This is a genomic window from Roseateles sp. P4_D2, assembly GCF_056401875.1.
The window spans coordinates 299,709-319,758 of sequence record NZ_JBFUIM010000007.1; the positions used below are offsets into that span (position 1 = coordinate 299,709).

General features: G+C 66.4%; 21 protein-coding genes. 7 read left to right on the forward strand and 14 right to left on the reverse strand.

Translation table 11 applies throughout. The annotated features are described in order from the left end of the window. Window positions 1-314: 314 nt before the first annotated feature. From AC1DW0_RS15060 to AC1DW0_RS15115, 12 genes are all read right to left on the reverse strand, one after another. On the reverse strand, window positions 315-1,784 hold the full coding sequence (locus AC1DW0_RS15060) for a DegQ family serine endoprotease (RefSeq protein WP_457355647.1): 1,470 nt from the start codon (window positions 1,782-1,784) through the stop codon (window positions 315-317). Window positions 1,785-1,839: 55 nt separating this feature from the next. Beyond that, entirely contained in the window at window positions 1,840-2,388 is a 549-nt protein-coding gene (locus AC1DW0_RS15065; protein ID WP_056204253.1) for an RseA family anti-sigma factor, read from the reverse strand. Continuing rightward, window positions 2,382-2,975, reverse strand: coding sequence for a sigma-70 family RNA polymerase sigma factor (locus tag AC1DW0_RS15070; protein WP_457355649.1), 594 nt, complete (start codon window positions 2,973-2,975; stop codon window positions 2,382-2,384). Before AC1DW0_RS15070 ends, AC1DW0_RS15065 begins: the two co-directional genes overlap by 7 nt. Beyond that, on the reverse strand, window positions 2,972-3,385 hold the full coding sequence (locus tag AC1DW0_RS15075) for a hypothetical protein (protein ID WP_056204259.1): 414 nt from the start codon (window positions 3,383-3,385) through the stop codon (window positions 2,972-2,974). Before AC1DW0_RS15075 ends, AC1DW0_RS15070 begins: the two co-directional genes overlap by 4 nt. Window positions 3,386-3,400: 15 nt before the next feature. After that, window positions 3,401-4,645, reverse strand: coding sequence for a beta-ketoacyl-ACP synthase II (fabF, locus tag AC1DW0_RS15080; protein WP_056204262.1), 1,245 nt, complete (start codon window positions 4,643-4,645; stop codon window positions 3,401-3,403). A gap of 36 nt (window positions 4,646-4,681) precedes the next feature. Further along, the gene (gene acpP / locus AC1DW0_RS15085; protein WP_056204266.1) at window positions 4,682-4,921 is read right to left on the reverse strand and encodes an acyl carrier protein; all 240 of its coding nucleotides are present in this window, start codon (window positions 4,919-4,921) and stop codon (window positions 4,682-4,684) included. Between the two features lie 87 nt (window positions 4,922-5,008). Beyond that, a complete protein-coding gene (fabG, locus tag AC1DW0_RS15090; RefSeq protein WP_056204269.1) occupies window positions 5,009-5,752 on the reverse strand; it encodes a 3-oxoacyl-ACP reductase FabG in 744 nt (247 codons plus the stop codon). A gap of 1 nt (window position 5,753) precedes the next feature. Continuing rightward, entirely contained in the window at window positions 5,754-6,701 is a 948-nt protein-coding gene (gene fabD, locus AC1DW0_RS15095) for an ACP S-malonyltransferase (RefSeq protein WP_056204272.1), read from the reverse strand. 57 nt (window positions 6,702-6,758) lie between these two features. After that, the gene (locus AC1DW0_RS15100; protein WP_457355652.1) at window positions 6,759-7,757 is read right to left on the reverse strand and encodes a beta-ketoacyl-ACP synthase III; all 999 of its coding nucleotides are present in this window, start codon (window positions 7,755-7,757) and stop codon (window positions 6,759-6,761) included. Continuing rightward, the gene (gene plsX / locus AC1DW0_RS15105) at window positions 7,754-8,851 is read right to left on the reverse strand and encodes a phosphate acyltransferase PlsX (protein ID WP_457326064.1); all 1,098 of its coding nucleotides are present in this window, start codon (window positions 8,849-8,851) and stop codon (window positions 7,754-7,756) included. The genes AC1DW0_RS15100 and plsX overlap by 4 nt, the downstream gene beginning before the upstream one ends. A 111-nt stretch (window positions 8,852-8,962) precedes the next feature. After that, window positions 8,963-9,148: a 50S ribosomal protein L32 gene (gene rpmF, locus AC1DW0_RS15110; RefSeq protein WP_056204281.1), complete on the reverse strand. Its 186-nt coding sequence runs from the start codon at window positions 9,146-9,148 to the stop codon at window positions 8,963-8,965. Window positions 9,149-9,330: 182 nt separating this feature from the next. After that, window positions 9,331-9,885 carry a YceD family protein gene (locus tag AC1DW0_RS15115; RefSeq protein WP_056204284.1) on the reverse strand — a complete coding sequence of 185 codons (555 nt, stop codon included), beginning with the start codon at window positions 9,883-9,885 and terminating at the stop codon, window positions 9,331-9,333. 32 nt (window positions 9,886-9,917) lie between these two features. On the opposite strand from AC1DW0_RS15115, the gene AC1DW0_RS15120 reads away from it, so the two are divergent. Next, window positions 9,918-10,493 carry a Maf family protein gene (locus AC1DW0_RS15120; RefSeq protein WP_457445515.1) on the forward strand — a complete coding sequence of 192 codons (576 nt, stop codon included), beginning with the start codon at window positions 9,918-9,920 and terminating at the stop codon, window positions 10,491-10,493. Then, complete coding sequence (locus AC1DW0_RS15125; RefSeq protein ID WP_457445517.1) at window positions 10,490-11,251, forward strand: SAM-dependent methyltransferase; 762 nt, start codon at window positions 10,490-10,492, stop codon at window positions 11,249-11,251. Before AC1DW0_RS15120 ends, AC1DW0_RS15125 begins: the two co-directional genes overlap by 4 nt. Here the strand turns inward: AC1DW0_RS15125 and AC1DW0_RS15130 are convergent. Then, window positions 11,248-12,726 (reverse strand): DEAD/DEAH box helicase, encoded by a 1,479-nt coding sequence (locus AC1DW0_RS15130; RefSeq protein ID WP_082533021.1) that lies wholly within the window; start codon window positions 12,724-12,726, stop codon window positions 11,248-11,250. The two genes, AC1DW0_RS15125 and AC1DW0_RS15130, sit on opposite strands and share 4 nt — an antisense overlap. Before the next feature lie 39 nt (window positions 12,727-12,765). Further along, window positions 12,766-13,896 carry an MraY family glycosyltransferase gene (locus tag AC1DW0_RS15135; protein ID WP_056204295.1) on the reverse strand — a complete coding sequence of 377 codons (1,131 nt, stop codon included), beginning with the start codon at window positions 13,894-13,896 and terminating at the stop codon, window positions 12,766-12,768. 242 nt (window positions 13,897-14,138) lie between these two features. On the opposite strand from AC1DW0_RS15135, the gene AC1DW0_RS15140 reads away from it, so the two are divergent. The 5 genes from AC1DW0_RS15140 to AC1DW0_RS15160 all read left to right on the forward strand — a co-directional run bounded on the left by AC1DW0_RS15140 (window position 14,139) and on the right by AC1DW0_RS15160 (window position 20,020). Beyond that, complete coding sequence (locus AC1DW0_RS15140; RefSeq protein ID WP_457393734.1) at window positions 14,139-16,088, forward strand: SLBB domain-containing protein; 1,950 nt, start codon at window positions 14,139-14,141, stop codon at window positions 16,086-16,088. A gap of 39 nt (window positions 16,089-16,127) precedes the next feature. Next, a complete protein-coding gene (locus tag AC1DW0_RS15145; protein WP_457355659.1) occupies window positions 16,128-17,201 on the forward strand; it encodes a Wzz/FepE/Etk N-terminal domain-containing protein in 1,074 nt (357 codons plus the stop codon). 69 nt (window positions 17,202-17,270) lie between these two features. Then, entirely contained in the window at window positions 17,271-18,332 is a 1,062-nt protein-coding gene (locus tag AC1DW0_RS15150) for a Gfo/Idh/MocA family protein (RefSeq protein WP_056204304.1), read from the forward strand. Between the two features lie 6 nt (window positions 18,333-18,338). Further along, window positions 18,339-18,911, forward strand: a complete 573-nt coding sequence (locus tag AC1DW0_RS15155) for an acyltransferase (RefSeq protein ID WP_477946685.1) — start codon at window positions 18,339-18,341, stop codon at window positions 18,909-18,911. Between the two features lie 2 nt (window positions 18,912-18,913). Then, on the forward strand, window positions 18,914-20,020 hold the full coding sequence (locus AC1DW0_RS15160) for a DegT/DnrJ/EryC1/StrS family aminotransferase (protein WP_457355663.1): 1,107 nt from the start codon (window positions 18,914-18,916) through the stop codon (window positions 20,018-20,020). Window positions 20,021-20,050: the final 30 nt, after the last annotated feature.

Consider the following 20,050-nt stretch of genomic DNA (forward strand, 5'->3'; position numbering starts at 1 on the left):
AAGCCGCACCAGTATTGGTTTTCCGGTCGTTGCAGGCTGCCAACAAGGAATTTTAACCACAGGTTATCCACAAGTTCCTGTGGATCGCCTGTGGATCAAATCGAGGTGTTGCCGGTGGGCGTCGATTCCACCGCCAGACACCCTTTCCAGGGCGCATCGAGCCGCCATTTTAGCGGCGGGCGCGAACAATCCCCGCCTTTATCTAAGAGTTAGCCAGCGCCAACTTCCATATTCAGTGGACAACCCGGGTCGGGGCGCTCAGCGGACATACCGCATCGCGGAAAGCCCGAGCAGACAGCCCAGGTTTTGCCGCCTCACTTGGCCGGTTTGAGCAGCACGAAACTGGTGACGTCCTCCCGGCGCACGACCAGATTCATCGCCTTGTTCTTGTCCGCCTTGGCGATCTGGGCTTGGAAGACCTTCACCGAGGACACCTCGACGTTGTCCACCGACAGGATGAGGTCCCCCTCGCGCAGCCCGGCGCGAGCGGCTGCACCCGTGGCACTGTCGACCTTGACACCGGACTTGAGCTTCATTTCCTTGCGCTGCGCATCGGTCAGTTCCGACACCTTCAGGCCAAGGGCCGCGCTGGGTGCCGTCGCCGCCGGCGCCGGCTCGTTGCCGCCTTCGCTGCCGCTACCCGGCTTCTTGCTGCGCTCGTCTTCGCCAATGGTGACGACGACATCCTTGGTCGCACCGCGGCGGAAGACGGTCAGCGTCGTCTTGGCGCCGGGCTTCACATTGGCCACGAGGCGGCGCAAGTCGGCCGCCTTGTCGACGGTCTTGCCGTCGACCTTGGTGACGACGTCGCCGCCTTCCACTCCCGCCTTCTCGGCCGGGCTGCCGGCGATGACGGAGCGGATCACGGCGCCCTGCGGCTTGCCCAGACCGATGGCCTCGGCGATTTCCTTGGTGATGTCGTCCGGCAGCACGCCCAGGTAGCCGCGCACGACACGCCCGCCAGCGCGCAGCTCATCGGCCACGCGGATCGCGTCGGCGATGGGGATCGCAAACGAGATGCCCATGTAGCCGCCGTTCTGGCTGTAGATCTGCGAATTGATGCCAATGACCTCGCCGCGCATGTTGACGAGCGGTCCGCCGGAGTTGCCGGGGTTGATGGCCACGTCGGTCTGGATCAGCGGCAGCAGATCGCCGGTGTCGCGCTGCTTGGCGCTGATGATGCCGGCCGTCACAGTGTTCTCCAGGCCGAAAGGCGAGCCGATGGCCATGACCCATTCGCCGACGCGTGACTTGTTGCTGTCGCCGACCTTCACTACCGGCAGGCCGGTCGCCTCCACCTTCACGACCGCCACGTCGGAGCGCTGGTCGGCACCGATGAGCTTGGCCTTGAGTTCGCGCTTGTCCGTCAGCGTGACGATGACTTCGTCAGCGCCCTGCACGACATGGGCATTGGTCAGCACGTAGCCATCGGCGCTGAGGACGAAGCCGGAGCCGACACCACGGCGCATGGGGCCGTCGTCGTCGGGCGTGCCGCCACCGCGCGGCGCGCCGCGGCGCTGGTTGGGCACCGGGATGCCGAAGCGGCGGAAGAACTCCTGCATCTGCTCGTTCATCTCCGCCTGGCCTTCGGCCATCTTGACCTTTTCGGAGGTACGGATGTTGACGACCGCTGGACCGACGCGCTCCACGATCTCGGCGAAGTCCGGCAGCTCGCGCGACTGCGCCACGGCGGGTGCCTGCCCCAGCGTCAGCGCCAGCGCCAGCGCCGTGCCGGAAAACAGAAAGCGCGCGCGCGCGGGGTGAAGGCGGGTCTCAGCGTGCATAAGGGAGTTCCAGGGATTCAGCAGGACAAGGCAGATGGGGCATCGAAGCGTCACTTCAAGGACGGGACTGCGAGGCGGCGGATTCCGGCAGGGCCAAGCCCCAATCAATGATCTCTGCCGGCGCCTCTCCTGGCAATCCGGCCTCCCGCGCCGCGCCAACGGCAGGCAGGGTACGGCCTGCAGCGGTCTGCGCAAAGCTAAGGCCGCCAAGTCCCTGCGCGCGCGGTGTTGTGTTCGGTGCAGCGGCGACCTGGGCGTCCGGCGCAGGCGCAGGCCGCAGCAGGCCAACGCCCAGGGCCAGGGCCACGAAGCTGGCGGCCACCGCGACGGGCGCTAACCAGTCGCGTCGGCGCGGGTGGTCGACCACCTCGGCCGGTAATTGCGCATGCAGGGCTGCGAGCAGCGCTTGAGGTTGCCGGTGCAGTTCCGGCAGTTCGGTGGCGCGAAGGCCATCACCGGCCGCATGCCAGAGCGCCCAGCGCTCGCGCAGGCCCGGGTCGCTCGCCCAGGCCGCGTTCACGCGCGCCCAATCGACCGGCGTGGCGCGGCCGTCCATGACGGCGGACAGCGCTTCGTTCAGTGAGTTGTCGGCAGCGCTCACCATCGCCGCCCTCCGCCGCCGCCCAGCAGCGGCCGCAGCCGCGCCGCGACGGCCTCGCGGGCGCGGAAGATGCGCGAGCGCACGGTGCCCGGCGGGCAGTTCATCAGGTCGCCGATCTCGTCGTAGCTCAAGCCATCCACCTCTCGCAGCAACAGCGCCCGGCGCTGATCCTCGGCCAGGGCTGCGACCGCGTCGTCCAGTTCCCGTGCCAGCTGGCGACCGGCGAGCAGGGCCTCGGGGGTCGCATCGTCGCTTGGAGTCGCGTCGGTGCCGAAAGTTCCCTCGCCGTCGTCCAGGGATTCGACGGGCCGCTGGCGGGCGCGATGGGCGTTGTGGCGTTTGGCCGCGTTGATCGCGATGCGGTAGACCCAGGTGTAGAACGCGCTCTCACCGCGAAAGGCCGGCAACGCGCGATACACGGCCAGGAAAGTCTCCTGGCAGAGGTCGGCCACGTCTTCGGGCGAGCGCACGCTGCGCGAAAGCAGCCGCTCGACGCGACGCTGGTACTTCAACACGAGCATGTCGAAGGCCGCGCGGCTGCCGCCCTGGGCTTCCCGCACCAGCAGGGCATCGGCATCGGCGTCACTCATTGCGGCGCTCGCGGTGCGGAGAACAGCGTCGCGCGCAGTGCCGTCCATTGCGTGGGCTGCTGGGTACGCGACAAAGGCAGCCAGCGTGGGCCGGGGCTGGCGCGCAGCAACAGCCAGGCATCCAGATCGATCAGCACGGCCAGTTGCACTCGGGGCCCGTCATCGCGACCGGGCTCGTCCAGCCACCAGGCTTCGCCGTCCCAGCGCAGCCGTCGCGGCAGCACGGCGGCCATGCGCCAGGCCCACCAGGCGACCAGAGGCACGGCCAGCAGAATGGGCCAGGCCAGAGCCCGGTAACTGAGTGCCCAGGCAGCCAGGCCACCCGAGGCCAAGGCCGCGATGCACGACACGAAGGCCTGCACCGCCGGTTGGGGCTGCAGATGCACGACGACCGGCGGCGTGCGGCGCATCGCCGGCGAGCGCGATCAGACGCGCTTGAAGATCAACGTGCCGTTGGTGCCGCCGAAACCGAAGTTGTTCTTCGCTGCGACGTCGATCCTCATGGGCCGCGCCTCGTTGGCGCAGTAGTCCAGGTCGCACTCGGGGTCCTGGTTGAAGATGTTGATCGTCGGCGGCGCGACCTGGTCGCGGATGGCCAGCGCGGTGAACACCGACTCGATGCCGCCCGCGCCGCCCAGCAGGTGGCCGGTCATGGACTTGGTCGAGCTGATGACCATCTGCTTGGCGTGGTCGCCAAAAGCCAGCTTGATCGCGTTGGTCTCGTTCACGTCGCCGAGCGGCGTGGAGGTGCCGTGAGCGTTCATGTACTGGACCTGGTCGGGGTTCATGCCCGCATTGCGCAGCGCCGCGCGCATGGAGCGCTTGGGGCCATCAACGTTGGGAGCGGTCATGTGGTACGCGTCCGCACCCATGCCGAAACCGGACAGCTCGCAGTAGATCTTGGCGCCGCGCTTCTTGGCGTGTTCGTACTCCTCGAGCACCAGCACGCCGGCGCCCTCGCCCAGCACGAAGCCGTCGCGGTCCTTGTCCCACGGGCGGGAAGCGGTCGCGGGGTCGTCGTTGCGGGTGGAAAGCGCGCGGGCAGCGGCAAAACCGCCGATGCCCAGCGGTGACACCGCGCCTTCGGCACCGCCCGCGACCATCACGTCGGCATCGCCGTACTCGATGAGGCGGCCAGCTTCGCCGATCGCATGCAGGCCCGTGGTGCAGGCCGTCACGATCGCCAAATTCGGTCCCTGGAAACCGAACTGGATGGAGACATGGCCCGAGATCATGTTGATGATCGAAGCCGGGATGAAGAACGGCGAGATACGGCGAGGGCCGCGGTTCATCAGCTCGGTCTTGGTGTCCTCGATCAGCGGCAGGCCGCCAATGCCGGACCCGACGAGCACGCCGATGCGCTCGGCCTGCTCTTCGGTCAATTGATCGCCGGTCGGAAGACCGGCGTCGCGCACCGCCTGCATGGACGCCGCCAGCCCGTAATGGATAAAGATATCCATGTGCCGAGCTTCTTTCGCGGGGATGTAGTCCTCGATCTTGAAGCCCTTGACCTCACCCGCGAAGTGGCACGCCAGATTGCTGGCGTCAAAACGGGTGACGGTGGCGATGCCGGAACGACCGGCGAGGATATTGGCCCAGCCTTCGGCAACGGTATTGCCGACGGGACTGATCAGGCCAAGACCGGTGACGACGACGCGGCGACGGCTCATGCAGTGCGGATCAGAGTTGCGAGAGAAAGAAAGCCTTCAGGCCTTCTGGTGCTTGACGGCGTAGTCGATCGCCAGCTGCACGGTGGTGATCTTCTCGGCTTCTTCGTCCGGGATCTCGATGCCGAACTCGTCTTCGAGGGCCATCACCAGTTCCACGGTGTCCAGAGAATCGGCGCCCAGGTCGGCAACGAAAGCCTTCTCGTTCGTAACGTCGGCTTCCGCCACGCCAAGTTGCTCGGCGATGATTTTCTTGACTCGTGCTTCGATATCGCTCATGAATCCTCCAGGAGGGATTTGCTGAAAACAGCCCAGCATTCTACGGGCTCTAGATGGACGCCCCTAGATCAGGGCGCCCGGGCCAAATCAGGCCATGTACATGCCGCCGTTGACGTGCAGCTCGGAACCAGTGATGTAAGCACCGCCCGGTGACGCCAGGAAGACGACCGCGGCGGCAATTTCCTCGGGGGCGCCCAGGCGGCCCAGCGGGATCTGCGACAGCAGTGCGGCTTTCTGGGCTTCGGGCAAGACCTCGGTCATGTCGGTGGCGATGAAGCCGGGTGCGATGCAGTTGACCGTGATGTTGCGGCTGCCCAGTTCACGGGCCAGCGAGCGCGTCAGGCCGGCCACACCTGCCTTGGCGGCAGCGTAGTTGGCCTGGCCGGCATTGCCGGAGGCGCCGACGACGGAAGTGATGTTGATGATGCGGCCCGACCGCTGCTTCATCATCGGCTTGGTGGCGGCGCGGGCGAGGCGGAAGACCGCCTTCAGGTTGGTGTCGACGACGGCGTCCCAATCGTCGTCCTTCATGCGCATGGACAGGCCGTCGCGCGTGATGCCGGCGTTGTTGACCAGCACATGCAGGCCGCCTTCCTTGGCGACGATGTCGTCCACGGCGGCCTGGCTGGCGGCCGCGTCGGTCACGTTCAGCACAATGCCACGACCGCCTTGGGGGCCAAGGGCCTCGGTGATGCCAGCGGCGCCCGATTCAGAGGTGGCTGTGCCGATGACGCGCCAGCCTTCGTTGGCCAGGGCCAGCGCGATCGCGCGGCCGATGCCGCGGCTGGCGCCGGTGACGAGGGCGACGCCCTTGGGTGCGGATTCAGTCATTTCAGCCGCCTCCCAGCAGCGCACGGGCTTCGGCCAGCGAAGCGGGGTCGAAGACGCAGGCGGCCTGCAGCTCGGCGTCGATGCGCTTGGCCATGCCGGTCAGCACCTTGCCGGGGCCGGCCTCGATGATGTGGCCGACACCGCGGGCTTTCAGCGCCTGCACGACCTCGACCCAGCGCACCGGGCCAAAGGCCTGGCGGTAGAGGGCGTCGCGCAGTGTCGCGTCGTTGTCGGTGATGGCCACGTCGATGTTGTTGATGACCGGGAAGGCGGCGGCATGGAACTGCACGGTCGCCAGCTTTTCCTTCAGCCGCTCGGCGGCCGGCTTCATCAGGCTGGAGTGAAACGGCGCGGACACCGACAGCGGCAGCGCACGCTTGGCACCGGCGGCCTTCAGGATCTCGGCGGCCTTGTCGGCGCCCACTTTGCTGCCGGCGATGACCGTCTGCTTGGGATCATTGAAGTTGACCGCCTCGACCGCCTCGCCAGTCTCGGCTGCGGCCTGGGCGCAGCCCGCGCGGACAGCCTCGCCGTCCAGCCCCAGGATGGCGTACATCGCGCCGGCGCCGACAGGCACCGCCTCCTGCATCGCCTGGGCACGAAAGCGCACCAGCGGCAGCGCATCGGCCAGGCTCAGCGCGCCGGCAGCCACCAGCGCCGTGTACTCACCCAGCGAATGACCAGCCGCAGCGACGGGCACCGCACCCGTCTCGGCGACGAAAGCGCGCCAGCAGGCGATGCCGGCCGTCAGCATGACGGGTTGGGTGTTGGTGGTCAGGTCCAGCTGCTCTTTGGGACCGGCATGGATGAGCGCACCGATGTCCTCGCCGAGGGCGGACGAGGCCTCTTCCAGTGTGCGGCGGACTTCCAGGTGGTCGCCCCAGGCGTCGAGCATGCCGACGGCCTGCGAGCCCTGGCCGGGAAAGACAACGGCGAAAGGTGCGGTCATGAGAACAATTCCAAATCAGTAGCAGTCAGAGGTGCCGATGCGGCAGCATCTGGACGGCTAGTACTTCAGCAGGGCGGCGCCCCAGGTGAAACCGCCGCCGACCCCTTCCAGCATGAGGGTGTCGCCACGCTGGATGCGACCATTGCGCACCGCGACGTCCAGCGCCAGCGGCACGGAAGCGGCCGACGTATTGCCGTGCTCGTCGACGGTGGCGATGAGCTTGTTCAGGTCCAGCTTCAGCTTCTTGGCCGTGCCCTGCATGATGCGGATATTGGCCTGGTGCGGGATCAGCCAGTCGAGGTCGGCCTCGGTCAGGCCGGCCTTCTCGAGCACCGAGCGGGCCACCTTCTCCAGCACGCCGACAGCGAGCTTGAAAACGGCCTGGCCGTCCATCTTGAGGAAGGGGCTGCCCAACACCTGGCCACCGGCGACTGTGCCGGGCGTGCATAGCACGTCGACATGGCGCGAATCGGCGTGCAACTCTGTCGCAAGGATGCCGGGCTCGGAGCTCGCACCCAGCACGACGGCGCCCGCGCCGTCGCCGAACAGCACGCAGGTCGTGCGGTCCTTGAAATCGAGGATGCGCGAAAACACTTCGGCGCCGACGATCAGAGCCTTGTTGGCAGCGCCGCTCTTGATCATCGAGTCGGCCACGCTCAGCGCATAGACGAAACCCGAGCAGACGGCCTGCACATCGAAGGCCGCGCAGCCATGCACGCCCAGCTTTTTCTGCAGCAGGCAGGCCGTGGACGGGAAGACCATGTCAGGCGTGGACGTCGCGACGATGATGAGGTCGATCTCTTCGGCAGCGATGCCGGCGGCTTCAAGCGCCGCCTGCGCGGCCGGCAAGGCGAGGTCGCTGGCAGTCTGGTCAGGCGCCGCGAAATGGCGCGCGCGGATGCCCGTGCGCTCGACGATCCAATCGTCCGAGGTCTCGACGCCGTCGGCCGCGAGGCGATCGGCCAGCGCCTGGTTGGTCACGCGGTCGGCGGGCAGGAAACTGCCGGTGCCGAGAATGCGGGAATAGCGGGAGGTAGAGGTGGCGATGGGGCTCATGCAGCCTGCGCGACGGAGTTCGCCGCGTTGTCTCCAGCATCATTCGCCTTGGCCTGAAGCGTGGCGACGATGCGGTCGTGGACCCGGTCAAGCAGCCGGTTGCGGGCGGCATCATAAGCGCGGGCCAAGGCCTGCTCGAAGGCAAAGGCGTCAGCCGAGCCATGGCTCTTGAACACCAGGCCGCGCAGGCCCAGCAGGGCCGCGCCGTTGAAACGGCGGTGGTCGACACGGTGCTTGAAGGCATTCAGCACCGGCATGGCGATCAAGCCGGCCAACTTGGTCAGCCAATTGCGATTGAACTCTTCCTTGATGAAGCCGCCCATCATGGTCGCCAGGCCTTCCGACGTCTTCAGCATGACATTGCCGACAAAGCCGTCGCAGACGACGATGTCTGTCGTGCCCTTGTAGATGTCATTGCCCTCGACATTGCCGAAAAAATTCAACTGGCCGGCCGTACCAGCGGCACGCAGCAGTTCGCCGGCATGTTTGATGGTCTCGCTGCCCTTGATGGCTTCCTCGCCGATGTTGAGCAGGCCGACGCTGGGTTCCTCGTTGCCCTCCACGGCCGACACCAGCGCGCTGCCCATGACGGCGAACTGCAGCAGGTGTTCGGCCGTGCAGTCGACGTTGGCGCCCAGGTCCAGCACGGTCGTGAAGCGACCGCGCTGGTTGGGCATGACGGTGGCGATGGCCGGGCGGTCGATGCCGTCCAGCGTCTTCAGCAGGTAGCGGGCCACGGCCATCAGCGCGCCGGTGTTGCCGGCGGACACGCAGGCATGGGCCACAGCCGGGTTGCCATCGCGGTCGGCCTTGAGCTGCTGGATGGCGACGCGCATGGACGAGTCGCGCTTGCGGCGCAGCGCGACCTCGATGGGGTCGTCCATCGTGACGACTTCGCTGGCCGCGACGACACGGCAACGCGGCCAGGCCGCAGCGGCCGTCAGTTCCTCGGGCTTGCCCACAAGGATGAGCTCGGCGCCCGGATGCTTGTCCAGAAAGGCGCGGCAGGCCGGCAGCGTGACCGAGGGGCCGTGATCGCCGCCCATGCAGTCAACAGCCAGGCGGATCGGTTCAGGCGGGGGTACTGCGGTCATGTCAGTGGTTTTCGTGAGCCACAAAGACCAAACCCGGCGCTGCGCGGTACGCAGGCCGGGTCGGCAGATTCATCGATAGTTTGGCGCCGCGCCTGGCGGCACCGGGCACCATCAGGCCGCGTCGGCCTTGCTCTTCAGCACCTTGCGACCACGGTAGAAACCGGTGGGGCTGATGTGGTGACGCAGATGCACTTCGCCGGTCGTCGGCTCGATGCCGGTACCCGGGGTGACCAGGGCATTGTGCGAACGGTGCATACCGCGCTTGGAAGGCGACTTCTTGTTTTGCTGAACAGCCATGAAATTCTCCAGACTCTGCGGGATTTGGGGGCGGACTGTGGGGCCTTGTGGTCACAACCCCGGGGAGTGAGATCAAAGCTCGAACTCCAGACCGCAGAAAAGCCCACGAGTGTAGCACCGGATGAGAAACCCGCCAAGCTGCTACTGTCGACAGCGAGAGCCAAGCGCCTGAAGCCATGGCTTCAGGCGCTGCCGCCCCGCTTCAGGGTTGCGAGCTTGGCGAAAGGGTTGGGACGCTCCTCCTCTCCTGGCTCAATCACTTCGTCCACATGGGCCAGGGGCTCGGGGCAGATCTCGTGGCGCGGCACCAGCGGCAGGGCCAGCAGCAGTTCGTCTTCGATCAATTCGCGCGCGTCGAGGTGGCGCGGCAGGGCCAGCACATCATCGTCACTGTCCGCGTCGAGCGCGGCCGCCTCGACCTCGGTGTCGACGAAGCGGATCCAGCGGTCGATATCAATGTCTTCGTGGACCGGCTGCAGGCAGCGCTGGCAGGTCAGCGCGACCTGACCGGAGGCGGTCAGGTGCAGCCAAGTCTGGGCCTTGCTGCCCTTGGGCTGGCGGATCTCGCCGTGCAGGCTCCACTGCAGCGCTGGCCAGTCACTGGCCGGCGCTTCGGGAGCGGCCGAGTCGGCCAGCCGCTCCAGCAACGTCGCCGGCCATTCGCCAGACAGGCTGGCGTCATCATGAGCGAGAGCCGCGACATCGAGCTTCTCGGGAACAAAGGCGCGCGATTTCATGGTCGAGAGTTTAGGCGGGGGAGAATGTCCCGATGCCCCAGTTGATCCTTGCCTCGACCTCCCGCTACCGACAGGAATTGCTGGCCCGGCTGCGCCTGCCGTTCGAAGCGGTTGCGCCCGACGTCGATGAAACCGCCCTGCCCGGCGAGGCCCCGGCGGCCCTGGCCGAGCGGCTGGCCTTGACCAAGGCACGCGTGGTCGCGGCGCGGTTTCCTGGTGCCATCGTCATCGGCTCCGACCAGGTTGCCGACCTGGCCGGGGAGGCCATCGGCAAACCCGGCTCCCACGAGGCCGCCACCGCGCAGTTGCGGCGAATGAGCGGCCGCGAGGTCGTGTTCCAGACCGCCGTCGCCGTCGTCGCACCGGGTCTGGCGGCCATTGAGCGCGCCGAAGTTCGTGTGCGCTTGCGTGAGCTCAGCGACTCAGCCATCGAAGCCTATCTGCGCGCCGACCAACCCTATGACTGCGCCGGCAGCGCCAAGGTGGAGAGCCTGGGCATTGCGCTGCTGGAGGCCGTCGAGTCCGACGACCCGACCGCGCTGATCGGTCTGCCGCTGATCCGCACCTGCGCCCTGCTGCGGCGCGCCGGCCTGGAGCCTCTCGCATGAACAAGGGCCGTCTGATTCTGATGCCCAATACGCTGGATTTCGGCGTGGACGATTCCCTCGACCTGCGCGAGGTGCTGCCCCAGCGGGTCATTGAGCAGGCCGCGCGGCTGACGCACTGGGCTGCCGAGAGCGCCAAGACCACGCGAGCGCTGCTCAAGCGCGTCGATGCCATTGCGCCGCTCGTCCAGCCGCTGCAGGCCATGCAGATCGTCGAATTGCCACGCCCACCCAAGGGTGGCAGGGGCGGCGGCGATGACGTGGCCGCGTGGCTGGTGCTGCTGGACCCGGTGCAGGCCGGGTACGACCTCGGATTGATCTCGGAAGCCGGCCTGCCGGCCGTGGCCGATCCGGGCGCCCGCCTGGTCGCGCTGGCCCATGAGGCCGGCATCGAGGTGGTGGCGCTGTCCGGGCCGAGCTCGCTGCTGCTCGCCGTGGCGGCCAGCGGGCTCAACGGCCAGAGCTTCGCGTTTGTCGGCTATCTGCCGGTGGACGCCGCACCTCGTACGGCACGCATCCGCGAGCTGGAGGCCTTGTCGGCCAAGGCCCAGCAGACCCAGTTGCTGATCGAGACGCCCTACCGCAACGAGGCGCTGCGCCAGGCGCTGCTGGCGGCGCTGAAGCCCGGCACGCGGCTGTCGATCAGCGTCGGCCTGACGCTGCCAGGCGGCTGGACGCAGACCGCCACCGTGGCGGATTGGCGGTCCAACGGCACCAAGGTACCCGACCGCATCCCGGCCGTGTTTTCAATCCTGGCTTAGGACTCGACCGGCGCCGGCGCAGGCTTGGCACCGAACAACGCGGCCACTTGCTTCTTGGGCTTGATGTAGCTGGACAGGCCCTTGCCTGCGCCAGCCGGCGCCGCTGCAGCCTTGGTTTTTTCCCAGGCTGGTGCCTCACCGGCAGCGCTGGCCTCGTAGGGCTTGTCGAAGAAGGGATCCTTGGGCGGGGAAGGCGGGCGATAGGTGGGCCGCACGGCGGGACGGGCCTCGAAAGAAGCTTCTCCTCGCTCCTCGCGCGGGCGCTCGAAACGCGGCGGGCGGCTGTCCTGCAGCTCGAAGGGGTCGAGGTCGATCTTGCGCTTGAGCAGCTTCTCGATGTCGGCCACCAGGCGCGCGTCAGACTTGGTGACCAGCGTGACTGCCAGGCCCGAAGCCCCCGCGCGGCCCGTGCGGCCGATGCGGTGGACGTAGTCCTCGGCATTGAAGGGCACGTCGAAATTGAAGACCGCCGGCAGGTCGGCAATGTCCAGGCCGCGCGCAGCCACGTCCGTGGCGACGAGCAGGTCCACTTCGCCGCGCTTGAAGGCGTCGAGCGACTTCAGGCGCTCATCCTGCGATTTGTCGCCATGCAGGGCGGCCGTGCGCAGGCCGTCGCGCTCGAAGGAGCGCGCCAGACGGGCCACACCCAGCTTGGAGTTGCCGAAGACGATGGCCTGGCGGATGGAGCGCTCCTTCAGGATCTGCTTCACTGCGGCACGCTTGTCGTCATCGGTGACGCTGATGAAGCGCTGCTCGACGGTCGAGGCCGCCTGATTGGGGCGGGCCGTCTCGACCAGGATGGGGTCCTGCAGATAGCTCTGGGCCAGGCGCTTGATCTCGGGCGAGAAGGTGGCCGAGAACAGCAGCGTCTGGCGCGCCTTGGGCAGGTAGCTGAGGATGCGCTGCAGGTCGGGCAGGAAGCCGATGTCCAGCATGCGGTCGGCTTCGTCGAGCACGACGTACTCGACCTGGTTGAGCACACAGTTCTTCGCTTCGATGTGGTCCAGCAGGCGGCCCGGCGTGGCGATCAGCACCTCGACGCCGGCCTTGAGCGCGGCCGTCTGCGGCTTCATGTCGATGCCGCCGAAGACGACGACGGAGCGCAGATGCGTGTGCTTGGCGTACTTCTTGACGTTCTCTGCCACCTGGTCAGCCAGCTCACGCGTGGGCGCCAGCACCAGGGCGCGCACCGGATGGCGGGCCGGCGAGACGCTGGGGTTCTCGTGCTTGAGCATGCGCTGCAGCAAGGGGATGGAGAATGCCGCCGTCTTGCCCGTGCCGGTCTGGGCGGCGCCCATGACGTCACGGCCTTCCAGAACGATGGGAATCGCCTTGGCCTGGATGGGCGTCATCGTCAGATAACCGGAATCAGCCACCGCGCGCAGCAGCTTGGGGTCCAGCGGCAGGGTGTCGAAACGGGCAGGCGCGGGCGCCTCGGCGGGCACCGCGACTGCGGACTCAGGGGTTTCTTGCATCCGGTGATTATCCCGGATAGGGGAAAAGGCCTGCCAGCCCTACTCCGGCCGGGTCACCGGCGGCCGTAATTCGGCTCGCGTATTCAGCACCATCCAGCGGGGCGTGCGGAAGCGAACGATGCGCCAATACAGCAGCACGTAGAAGACAACGAACAGCCCGAGGATGACCTGCAGCATGACGGTGTCGTCCCACCAGATCGTCGCTGGCACGACGGACAGGCTGCACAGCACCCAGAGATAGGGCGCGGTCAGGGCATTGCGGCGCGTCAGCACGGCGGCGTCCCGGCTGCCGATGGCCCAGCGCATCAGGCGGCGGTAGATGAGGCTGTGCAGGTGGATGCCATCGGGCATGCCGACCGGCCGGCCACGCACCACCTTGCGCCGGTACATGGAGAACACCGTCTCCCAGACTGGATAGGCGCACAACAGCAGCGGGAACATCGGCGAGACCTCGGGGTTGCGCACCAGCAGCAGGATGGCCAGCTCCGACAGTATGAAACCGAGGAAATAAGCCCCGCCGTCGCCCAGGAAGATCAGGCCGAACGGGTAGTTCCACATGAAGAAGCCCAGCACGGCGCCTATGACCGCGATGGCCATGGCCGCGACGAACTGGTCGCCCGCCTGCAGGGCGACATAGGCCAGGCCCGCCAGCATGATGGCCGAGCACATGGACGCCAGACCGTTCATGCCGTCGATGATGTTGATCGAATGGGCCACGCCACTGACAACCAGCAGCGCAAGCAGGTAGCCGCCCACCGTCGTGGCCGCGATCAAGTCCAGCCCGGGGATCTCGGTCACCTTGATCTGCGCGCCCAGCAGCCAGGCGCCCAGGGCGGCTGCCAGCAGCGTGGCCAGCATGCGGCGCAGCGGGCTGACGCGCTTGGTCAGGTCTTCGATGACGCCGGAGGCGAAGGCTGGCGCGCTGCACGCGAGCAGCAGCCCAGCCATGTGGCGCATGGCCGGATAACGCCAGGTGAGCAAGACCGTGCCGACGGCAAAGCCACCGAAGATGGCAAGCCCGCCAATGCGCGGCACGGGGCGGGAGTGAAACTTCTGCGGGCCGGACAGGTCATGGTCGGCCGACAGCGCACCGTGCAGGTGCGATGAACGGATGATGAGCAGCGTTGCAGCAGCTGCAATCGCAAAGCTCAGGGCGAGAATCGGAAGCATGGAATAAGAGCGCAGGCCTGGATGCGGGGCAGCGGCTGTGACCACCGTTCGGCCGACATCAGCAGTGTAACGACGGGAGACTGCGCCGGGCGCTATCCGGGTTGCCCCCAGGCGCGTAGCTAGAATCCGCGCCGATTCGAGCCCCGTCGGACGTCCGGCGTCTGGGCTGCTCCTCTCAACTTCACGCAGCCCCCATGACTAGTCCCGGTCTCTTGGAATTGCCTAAATATTCACCATCCACCGTGACTCAGACATTCGCCAAGGTAAAGCGCGGGGCGTCCACCCATCTGGCCTGCCACCTGATGGCCTCGCTGGCATTCGGCCTGCTGGCCAGCATGACCTCGCTGAGCAGCCGTGCGGCCGAGACCAACAGCAACGATTCACAGGTAGGGCCGGTGCGGCTGGTCGCACCGTCGCAGACGCCAGCGCGCCCCGCAGGCAGCGACCCGGGCAGCGAAGCACCGCGGGAATCTCAGCGCGAGCTGCAGCGCGGGCCGCAGCGGGAGTCGCTGCGCGCGCTCGATCCTTCGGAACGCGATGCGCGTCGGATTCTCGAGATGAGCGAGTTCGAACGCTACGTGCAGCGTGCCGTCGGTGAAGACGTTGAAGTGCCTCGCTTCGGCATGGAGCTGCTGAGCCCGCGCGTCGGCACGCCAGGCGAAGGTTCCAGCCAGATTCCCGGCGACTATGTCGTCAGCGTGGGCGATGAGCTGCTGGTCAACCTTTGGGGCGCTGTCGAGGCCGACCTGCGCCTGACCGTCGACCGGAACGGACGCATCACCATTCCGCGGGTCGGACCGGTCATGGTGGCGGGCCTGCGCTATGGCGACCTGAATACAGCCATCGACCAGCGGGTGAGCCAGGTGTTCAAGAACTACCGACTCAGCACCTCGCTGGGCAGGCTGCGCAGCATCCGCGTCTATGTCACGGGGTTCACGCTCAAGCCCGGCGCCTATGCAGTCAGCAGCCTGTCAACCATCGTCAATGCGCTGATCCAGGCAGGCGGGCCTTCCGCAGCTGGCAGTCTGCGTCAGATCGAATTGCGCCGCGGCGGCAAGCTGGTCAGCCAGTTCGACCTGTACGACCTGCTCCTGCGCGGCGACAAAACGGCGGATCGCGTGCTGCAGTCGGAGGACGTCGTCCATATCGGCCCTGTTGGGCAGCAAGTCGCACTGATTGGCAGCGTCAACCGCCCTGGCATCTTCGAACTCAAGCCGAGCGAGACCATTGACGACCTGTTGCGGATGGGCGCAGGCTTCAATGCGGTAGCCGACCGGTCGCGCCTGGCCGTTGAAAGCCTGGATACGCGCAACGATGCTCGCATCACCGAGTTGACCCTGCCGCAACAACTGCGCGCAACGCTCAAGAGCGGCGACCTGGTGCGCGCCTTCAACGCGACTGCCGCCTTGTTGCCCCAGCACCGCCAGAACAAGCGGGTGCGAATTGAGGGCGAAGTCCAGCGCCCAGGGGAATACATCCTCCCGCCCGGAAGCAGCCTGACGGACGCCGTCAATGCCGCCGGTGGCCTGACGCCAGGCGCCTTTGTCTACGGCGCCGAATTCAACCGGGAAAGCGTGCGCGTCACGCAGCAAACTCAGTATGAACGCGCACTGCGGGATCTCGAAACCGAGTTCGCTCGCGTTCAAGTGAGTCAGAAGGCGCTGACAGCCGATGAAGCGAACGCGCAGGGCGCGCGAGTGCAGAGCTCCAATCGACTCATAGACCGACTGCGCGCCGTCAAGCCGACCGGCCGCATCGTGCTGCAAACCGCACCCAACGCCGCTCGCCTGCCAGACTTGATGGTCGAAGACGGCGACCGCCTTACCGTGCCTGCCAGGCCAACCACCGTTGGCGTATTCGGTAGCGTCTTCAATGGTGGCAGTTTCGTGTTCCGCCCGGATGCGAGCATTGAAGACATGCTGCGCCTGGCTGGCGGCCCAACCCGCGGCGCCGACACGTCAAGCACCTTCGTGATCCGCGCCAACGGCAGCGTGGTCAGCGCCAAACAGCAGTCCTCGGGCTGGATCTCCATGGGCTCCGGCTTCTCGACACTCGCCGCCTTGCCGGGTGACACCGTCTTCGTGCCCGAGGACCTGACACGCACGAGCTTCAGCCAGGAAGCCAAGGAATGGACGCAGATCCTGTACCAGTTCGGTCTGGGCGCTGCTGCATTGAAGACTCTCAAGAACTAACGGGCAGGTTTTTCGATGCTTCCCAACAATGCGGCAAACATGCCCGTCGAATCCGAGTTGACCCTCTCCGAGTTTGCAGGCGCGCTGGGCGCTCGATGGCGCCTGCTGGTGGTCGCACCGCTCGCGACTGCCGTGCTGGGCCTGGGAGCCAGCTACCTCATTGCGCCCACGTTCATGGCCCGCACGAGCATCATGCCGCCCCAACAGCAGCAGAGCGCCGCGGCCGGCGCCCTGGCTTCTCTTGGAGCGCTGGCCGGGATATCCGGCGGTGTTCGCAATACCGGCGACCAGTACGTCACCTTCGCGCAGAGCCGCACCATCGCCGACCGCATGCTTGAGCGCTTCGACCTGAAGACGGTCTACGAAGAAAAGCTGGCGCACGACGCTCGCCTTGAGCTCATGCGCAACACCCGGATCAATCTTGGCAAGAAGGACGGTGTGATCTCCATTGAAGTGGACGACCACGATCCCAAGCGCGCTGCAGACATGGCAAACGCCTATGTTGAAGAGCTGCGCAAGCTCACCGCCGGCCTGACCCTGACCGAGGCCCAGCAGCGGCGAGCCTTCTTCGAGGGGCAGTTGAAGCAGGTGCGCACCAAGCTCGACGCCGCCCAGGCTGTGCTGCAGGGCGTTGGTGTGTCGGCCGAGACTCTCAAGGCGGAACCCAAGGCTGCGATGGAAGCCGTGGCCCGCTTGCGCGCCGAGCTCACCAGCGCCGAAGTGCGTTTGCAGATGCTCAGCAGCAGCCTGGCCGAGCACACGCCCGAGGTGCAGCAGCAGACCGCCGCGGTCACGCGGCTGCGCAGCGAACTGGCGCGTGCCGGTCAGGCTGAGCAGTCCACCGCGGGGGCGGGCTACATCGGCGCCTATCGCGAGTTCAAGTATCAGGAGACGCTGTTCGACCTGATCGCCCGCCAGTACGAACTGGCGCGCGTGGATGAAAGCCGCGACGGTGGCCAACTGCAGGTCATCGACGTGGCCCAGGTGCCGGAGCGCAAATACAAACCCAAGCGCAGCCAGCTGATGATGGCCGGTTTTGCCCTGGCCCTGATCGCAGTGGCTGCTCATACCGCGCTGGTGCTGGTCCGCCAACGCGCCAAGAGCCAGATCTAGAGCGCTGATTGCCCGGCAGAACCGTTTCTGCCTGGAAATCCAGTTCCCCCATACCGAGCAGGTCCCTGCATGAACGCCCTTTTAAAACCCATTCTCGGCCGCAAGGTCCGATTCGCTCTGGTCGGCTGCGGCCGGATTGCGAACAACCATTTCGAGTCGATCAGGAAGCTCGCCGACGACTGCGAGTTGGTCGACGTATGCGACATCGAGCCCGACGCGCTGGCGGCCGCTACCGCGTCGACCGGTGCCAAGGGCCACGGGAACCTGACGGACATGCTGGCCGCCACCACGGCCGACTGCGTGATTCTCACGACGCCAAGCGGGCTGCATTCGCGCCAGGCCATCCAGGTCGCGCAGGCTGGTTTTCATGTGATGACCGAGAAGCCCATGGCTACGCGCTGGCAGGAAGGCCTGGACATGGTCCGCGCCTGCGACGAAGCCGGCGTGCGACTCTTCGTCGTGAAGCAGAACCGTCGCAACCCAACCTTGCAGGTGCTGAAGAACGCCGTCACAGCCGGGCGCTTCGGGCGGATCTACATGGTCAACGTCAATGTGTTCTGGACCCGCCCGCAGTCCTACTACGACAGCGCCGCTTGGCGCGGCACCTGGGAGTTCGACGGCGGCGCCTTCATGAACCAGGCCAGTCACTACATCGATCTGCTGGACTGGATCGTCGGCCCGGTGGAAAGTGTCATGGCCTACACGGGCACCCTGGCTCGGGACATCGAGGTTGAAGACACCGGCGTGGCGGCGGTGAAGTGGCGCAGTGGCGCCATGGGCTCGATCAACGTGACCATGCTCACCTATCCCAAGAATCTCGAGGGGTCGATCACCATCCTGGGCGAAAAGGGCTCGGCAGTCATTGGTGGCGTGGCCGTCAACGAGATCAAGCACTGGGAGTTCCAGACGCCCGATCCGGCGGACGCCAGCATCAAGGATGCCAGTTACCAGACCACGTCGGTCTATGGCATCGGCCACCCGCTCTACTACCTCAACGTCATCGACGTGTTGCGCGGCCAGGCCAAGGCAGAGACCGATGGTCGCGAAGGACTGAAGTCCCTGGAATTGCTGATCGGCATGTACCAGTCAGCCCGCGACGGCCGCCGCGTCAACCTGCCCCTGCAGTTCTGAGCCTGCATGAGCGTCGGCATCCACCCTTCCGCCATCGTTGACGAGGGCGCGCAGATCGGCGACGGCAGCCGCGTCTGGCACTTCGTGCACATCTGTGGCGGCGCGCGCATCGGGAAGGGCTGCTCCTTCGGACAGAACGTGTTCGTCGGCAACGACGTGAGCATCGGCAACAACGTCAAGGTGCAGAACAACGTCTCCGTCTACGACGCAGTGACGCTGGAGGACGACGTGTTCTGTGGCCCGAGCATGGTGTTCACCAATGTATACAACCCCCGCTCGGCAGTGACCCGCAAGGACGAATACCGTCGCACCGTCGTGCGCCAGGGTGCGACGCTGGGGGCCAACAGCACCATCGTCTGTGGCACGACGATCGGTCGCTTCGCCTTCATCGGCGCGGGCGCCGTCGTCAACCGCGACGTGCCCGACTTCGCCCTCATGCTCGGCGTGCCGGCGCGGCAGACCGGCTGGATGAGCCGCCATGGCGAGCGCCTCGAATTCATCGACGGCGAGGCGACCTGCCCCCAAACCCATGACCGCTATCGGCTCGTTGAAGGCCGATGCGAATTGATCCAAGACTGAACATGCAATTCATCGACCTCAAGAGCCAGTACCACGCGCTCAAGACCAGCATCGACGCTCGCATCCAGAAGGTACTGGACCACGGCCAATACATCATGGGCCCCGAAGTGGCCGAGCTCGAAGCCGCGCTCGCCCAATTGACCGGCGCCAAGCACTGCATCACCGTCTCCAGCGGCACCGAGGCCCTGCTGATTGCGCTGATGGCCGAGGGCATCGGTGCCGGCCACGAAGTCATTACCACGCCTTTCACCTTCGCCGCGACGGCCGAAACCATCGTGCTGGCCGGCGCCAAGCCGGTCTACGTGGACATCAAGCCGGGCGACTGCAACATCGATCCCGCCCTCATCGAGGCAGCCATCACGCCGGCCACGCGCGCCATCATGCCGGTGAGCTTGTATGGCCAAGTCGCCGACATGGACGAGATCAACGCCATCGCCGCCAAGCACAACCTATCGGTCATCGAAGACGCGGCACAGAGCTTCGGTGCGACCTACAAGGGCCGCAAGAGCTGCAACGTCTCGAAGATCGGCGCGACCAGCTTCTTCCCCAGCAAGCCGCTCGGCTGTTATGGCGATGGTGGTGCTCTATTCACCAGCGACGATGCCCTCGCGCAGGCCATGCGCGAGATCCGCGTGCATGGCCAGAGCCAGCGGTATACCCACACCCGCGTGGGAGTAGGTGGTCGCATGGACACGCTGCAATGCGCGATCGTGCTGGGCAAGCTTGAACGCTTTGAATGGGAGATCGCCCAGCGCAAGCAACTGGGTGATCGCTACGCGGAGCTGATCAAGGCCAGTGGCGCGCCGGTCGACCTGCTACCGGTGGCCGATGACCGCGACTGCGTGTGGGCTCAGTACACAGTCAAGGTCGAGGATCGCGCGGCCGTCATCGCCGCACTTAAAGAGCAGGGCATTCCGACGGCCGTGCACTACCCGCGCCCATTGCATCGCCAGCCGGCTTACGAAAGCCCGGGCTGCCCGGCGGACAGCCTGCCACATAGCAACGCGGCTGCAGCGCGCGTCATGAGCTTGCCCATGAGCGCGGACCTCACAGAAATTCAACAGCTGCAAATCGTCGAGGCTCTCTCACGCGCGCTCCGTGGCGCTTGACTGAATTCCGCACCATCCCAGAAGGCCGGG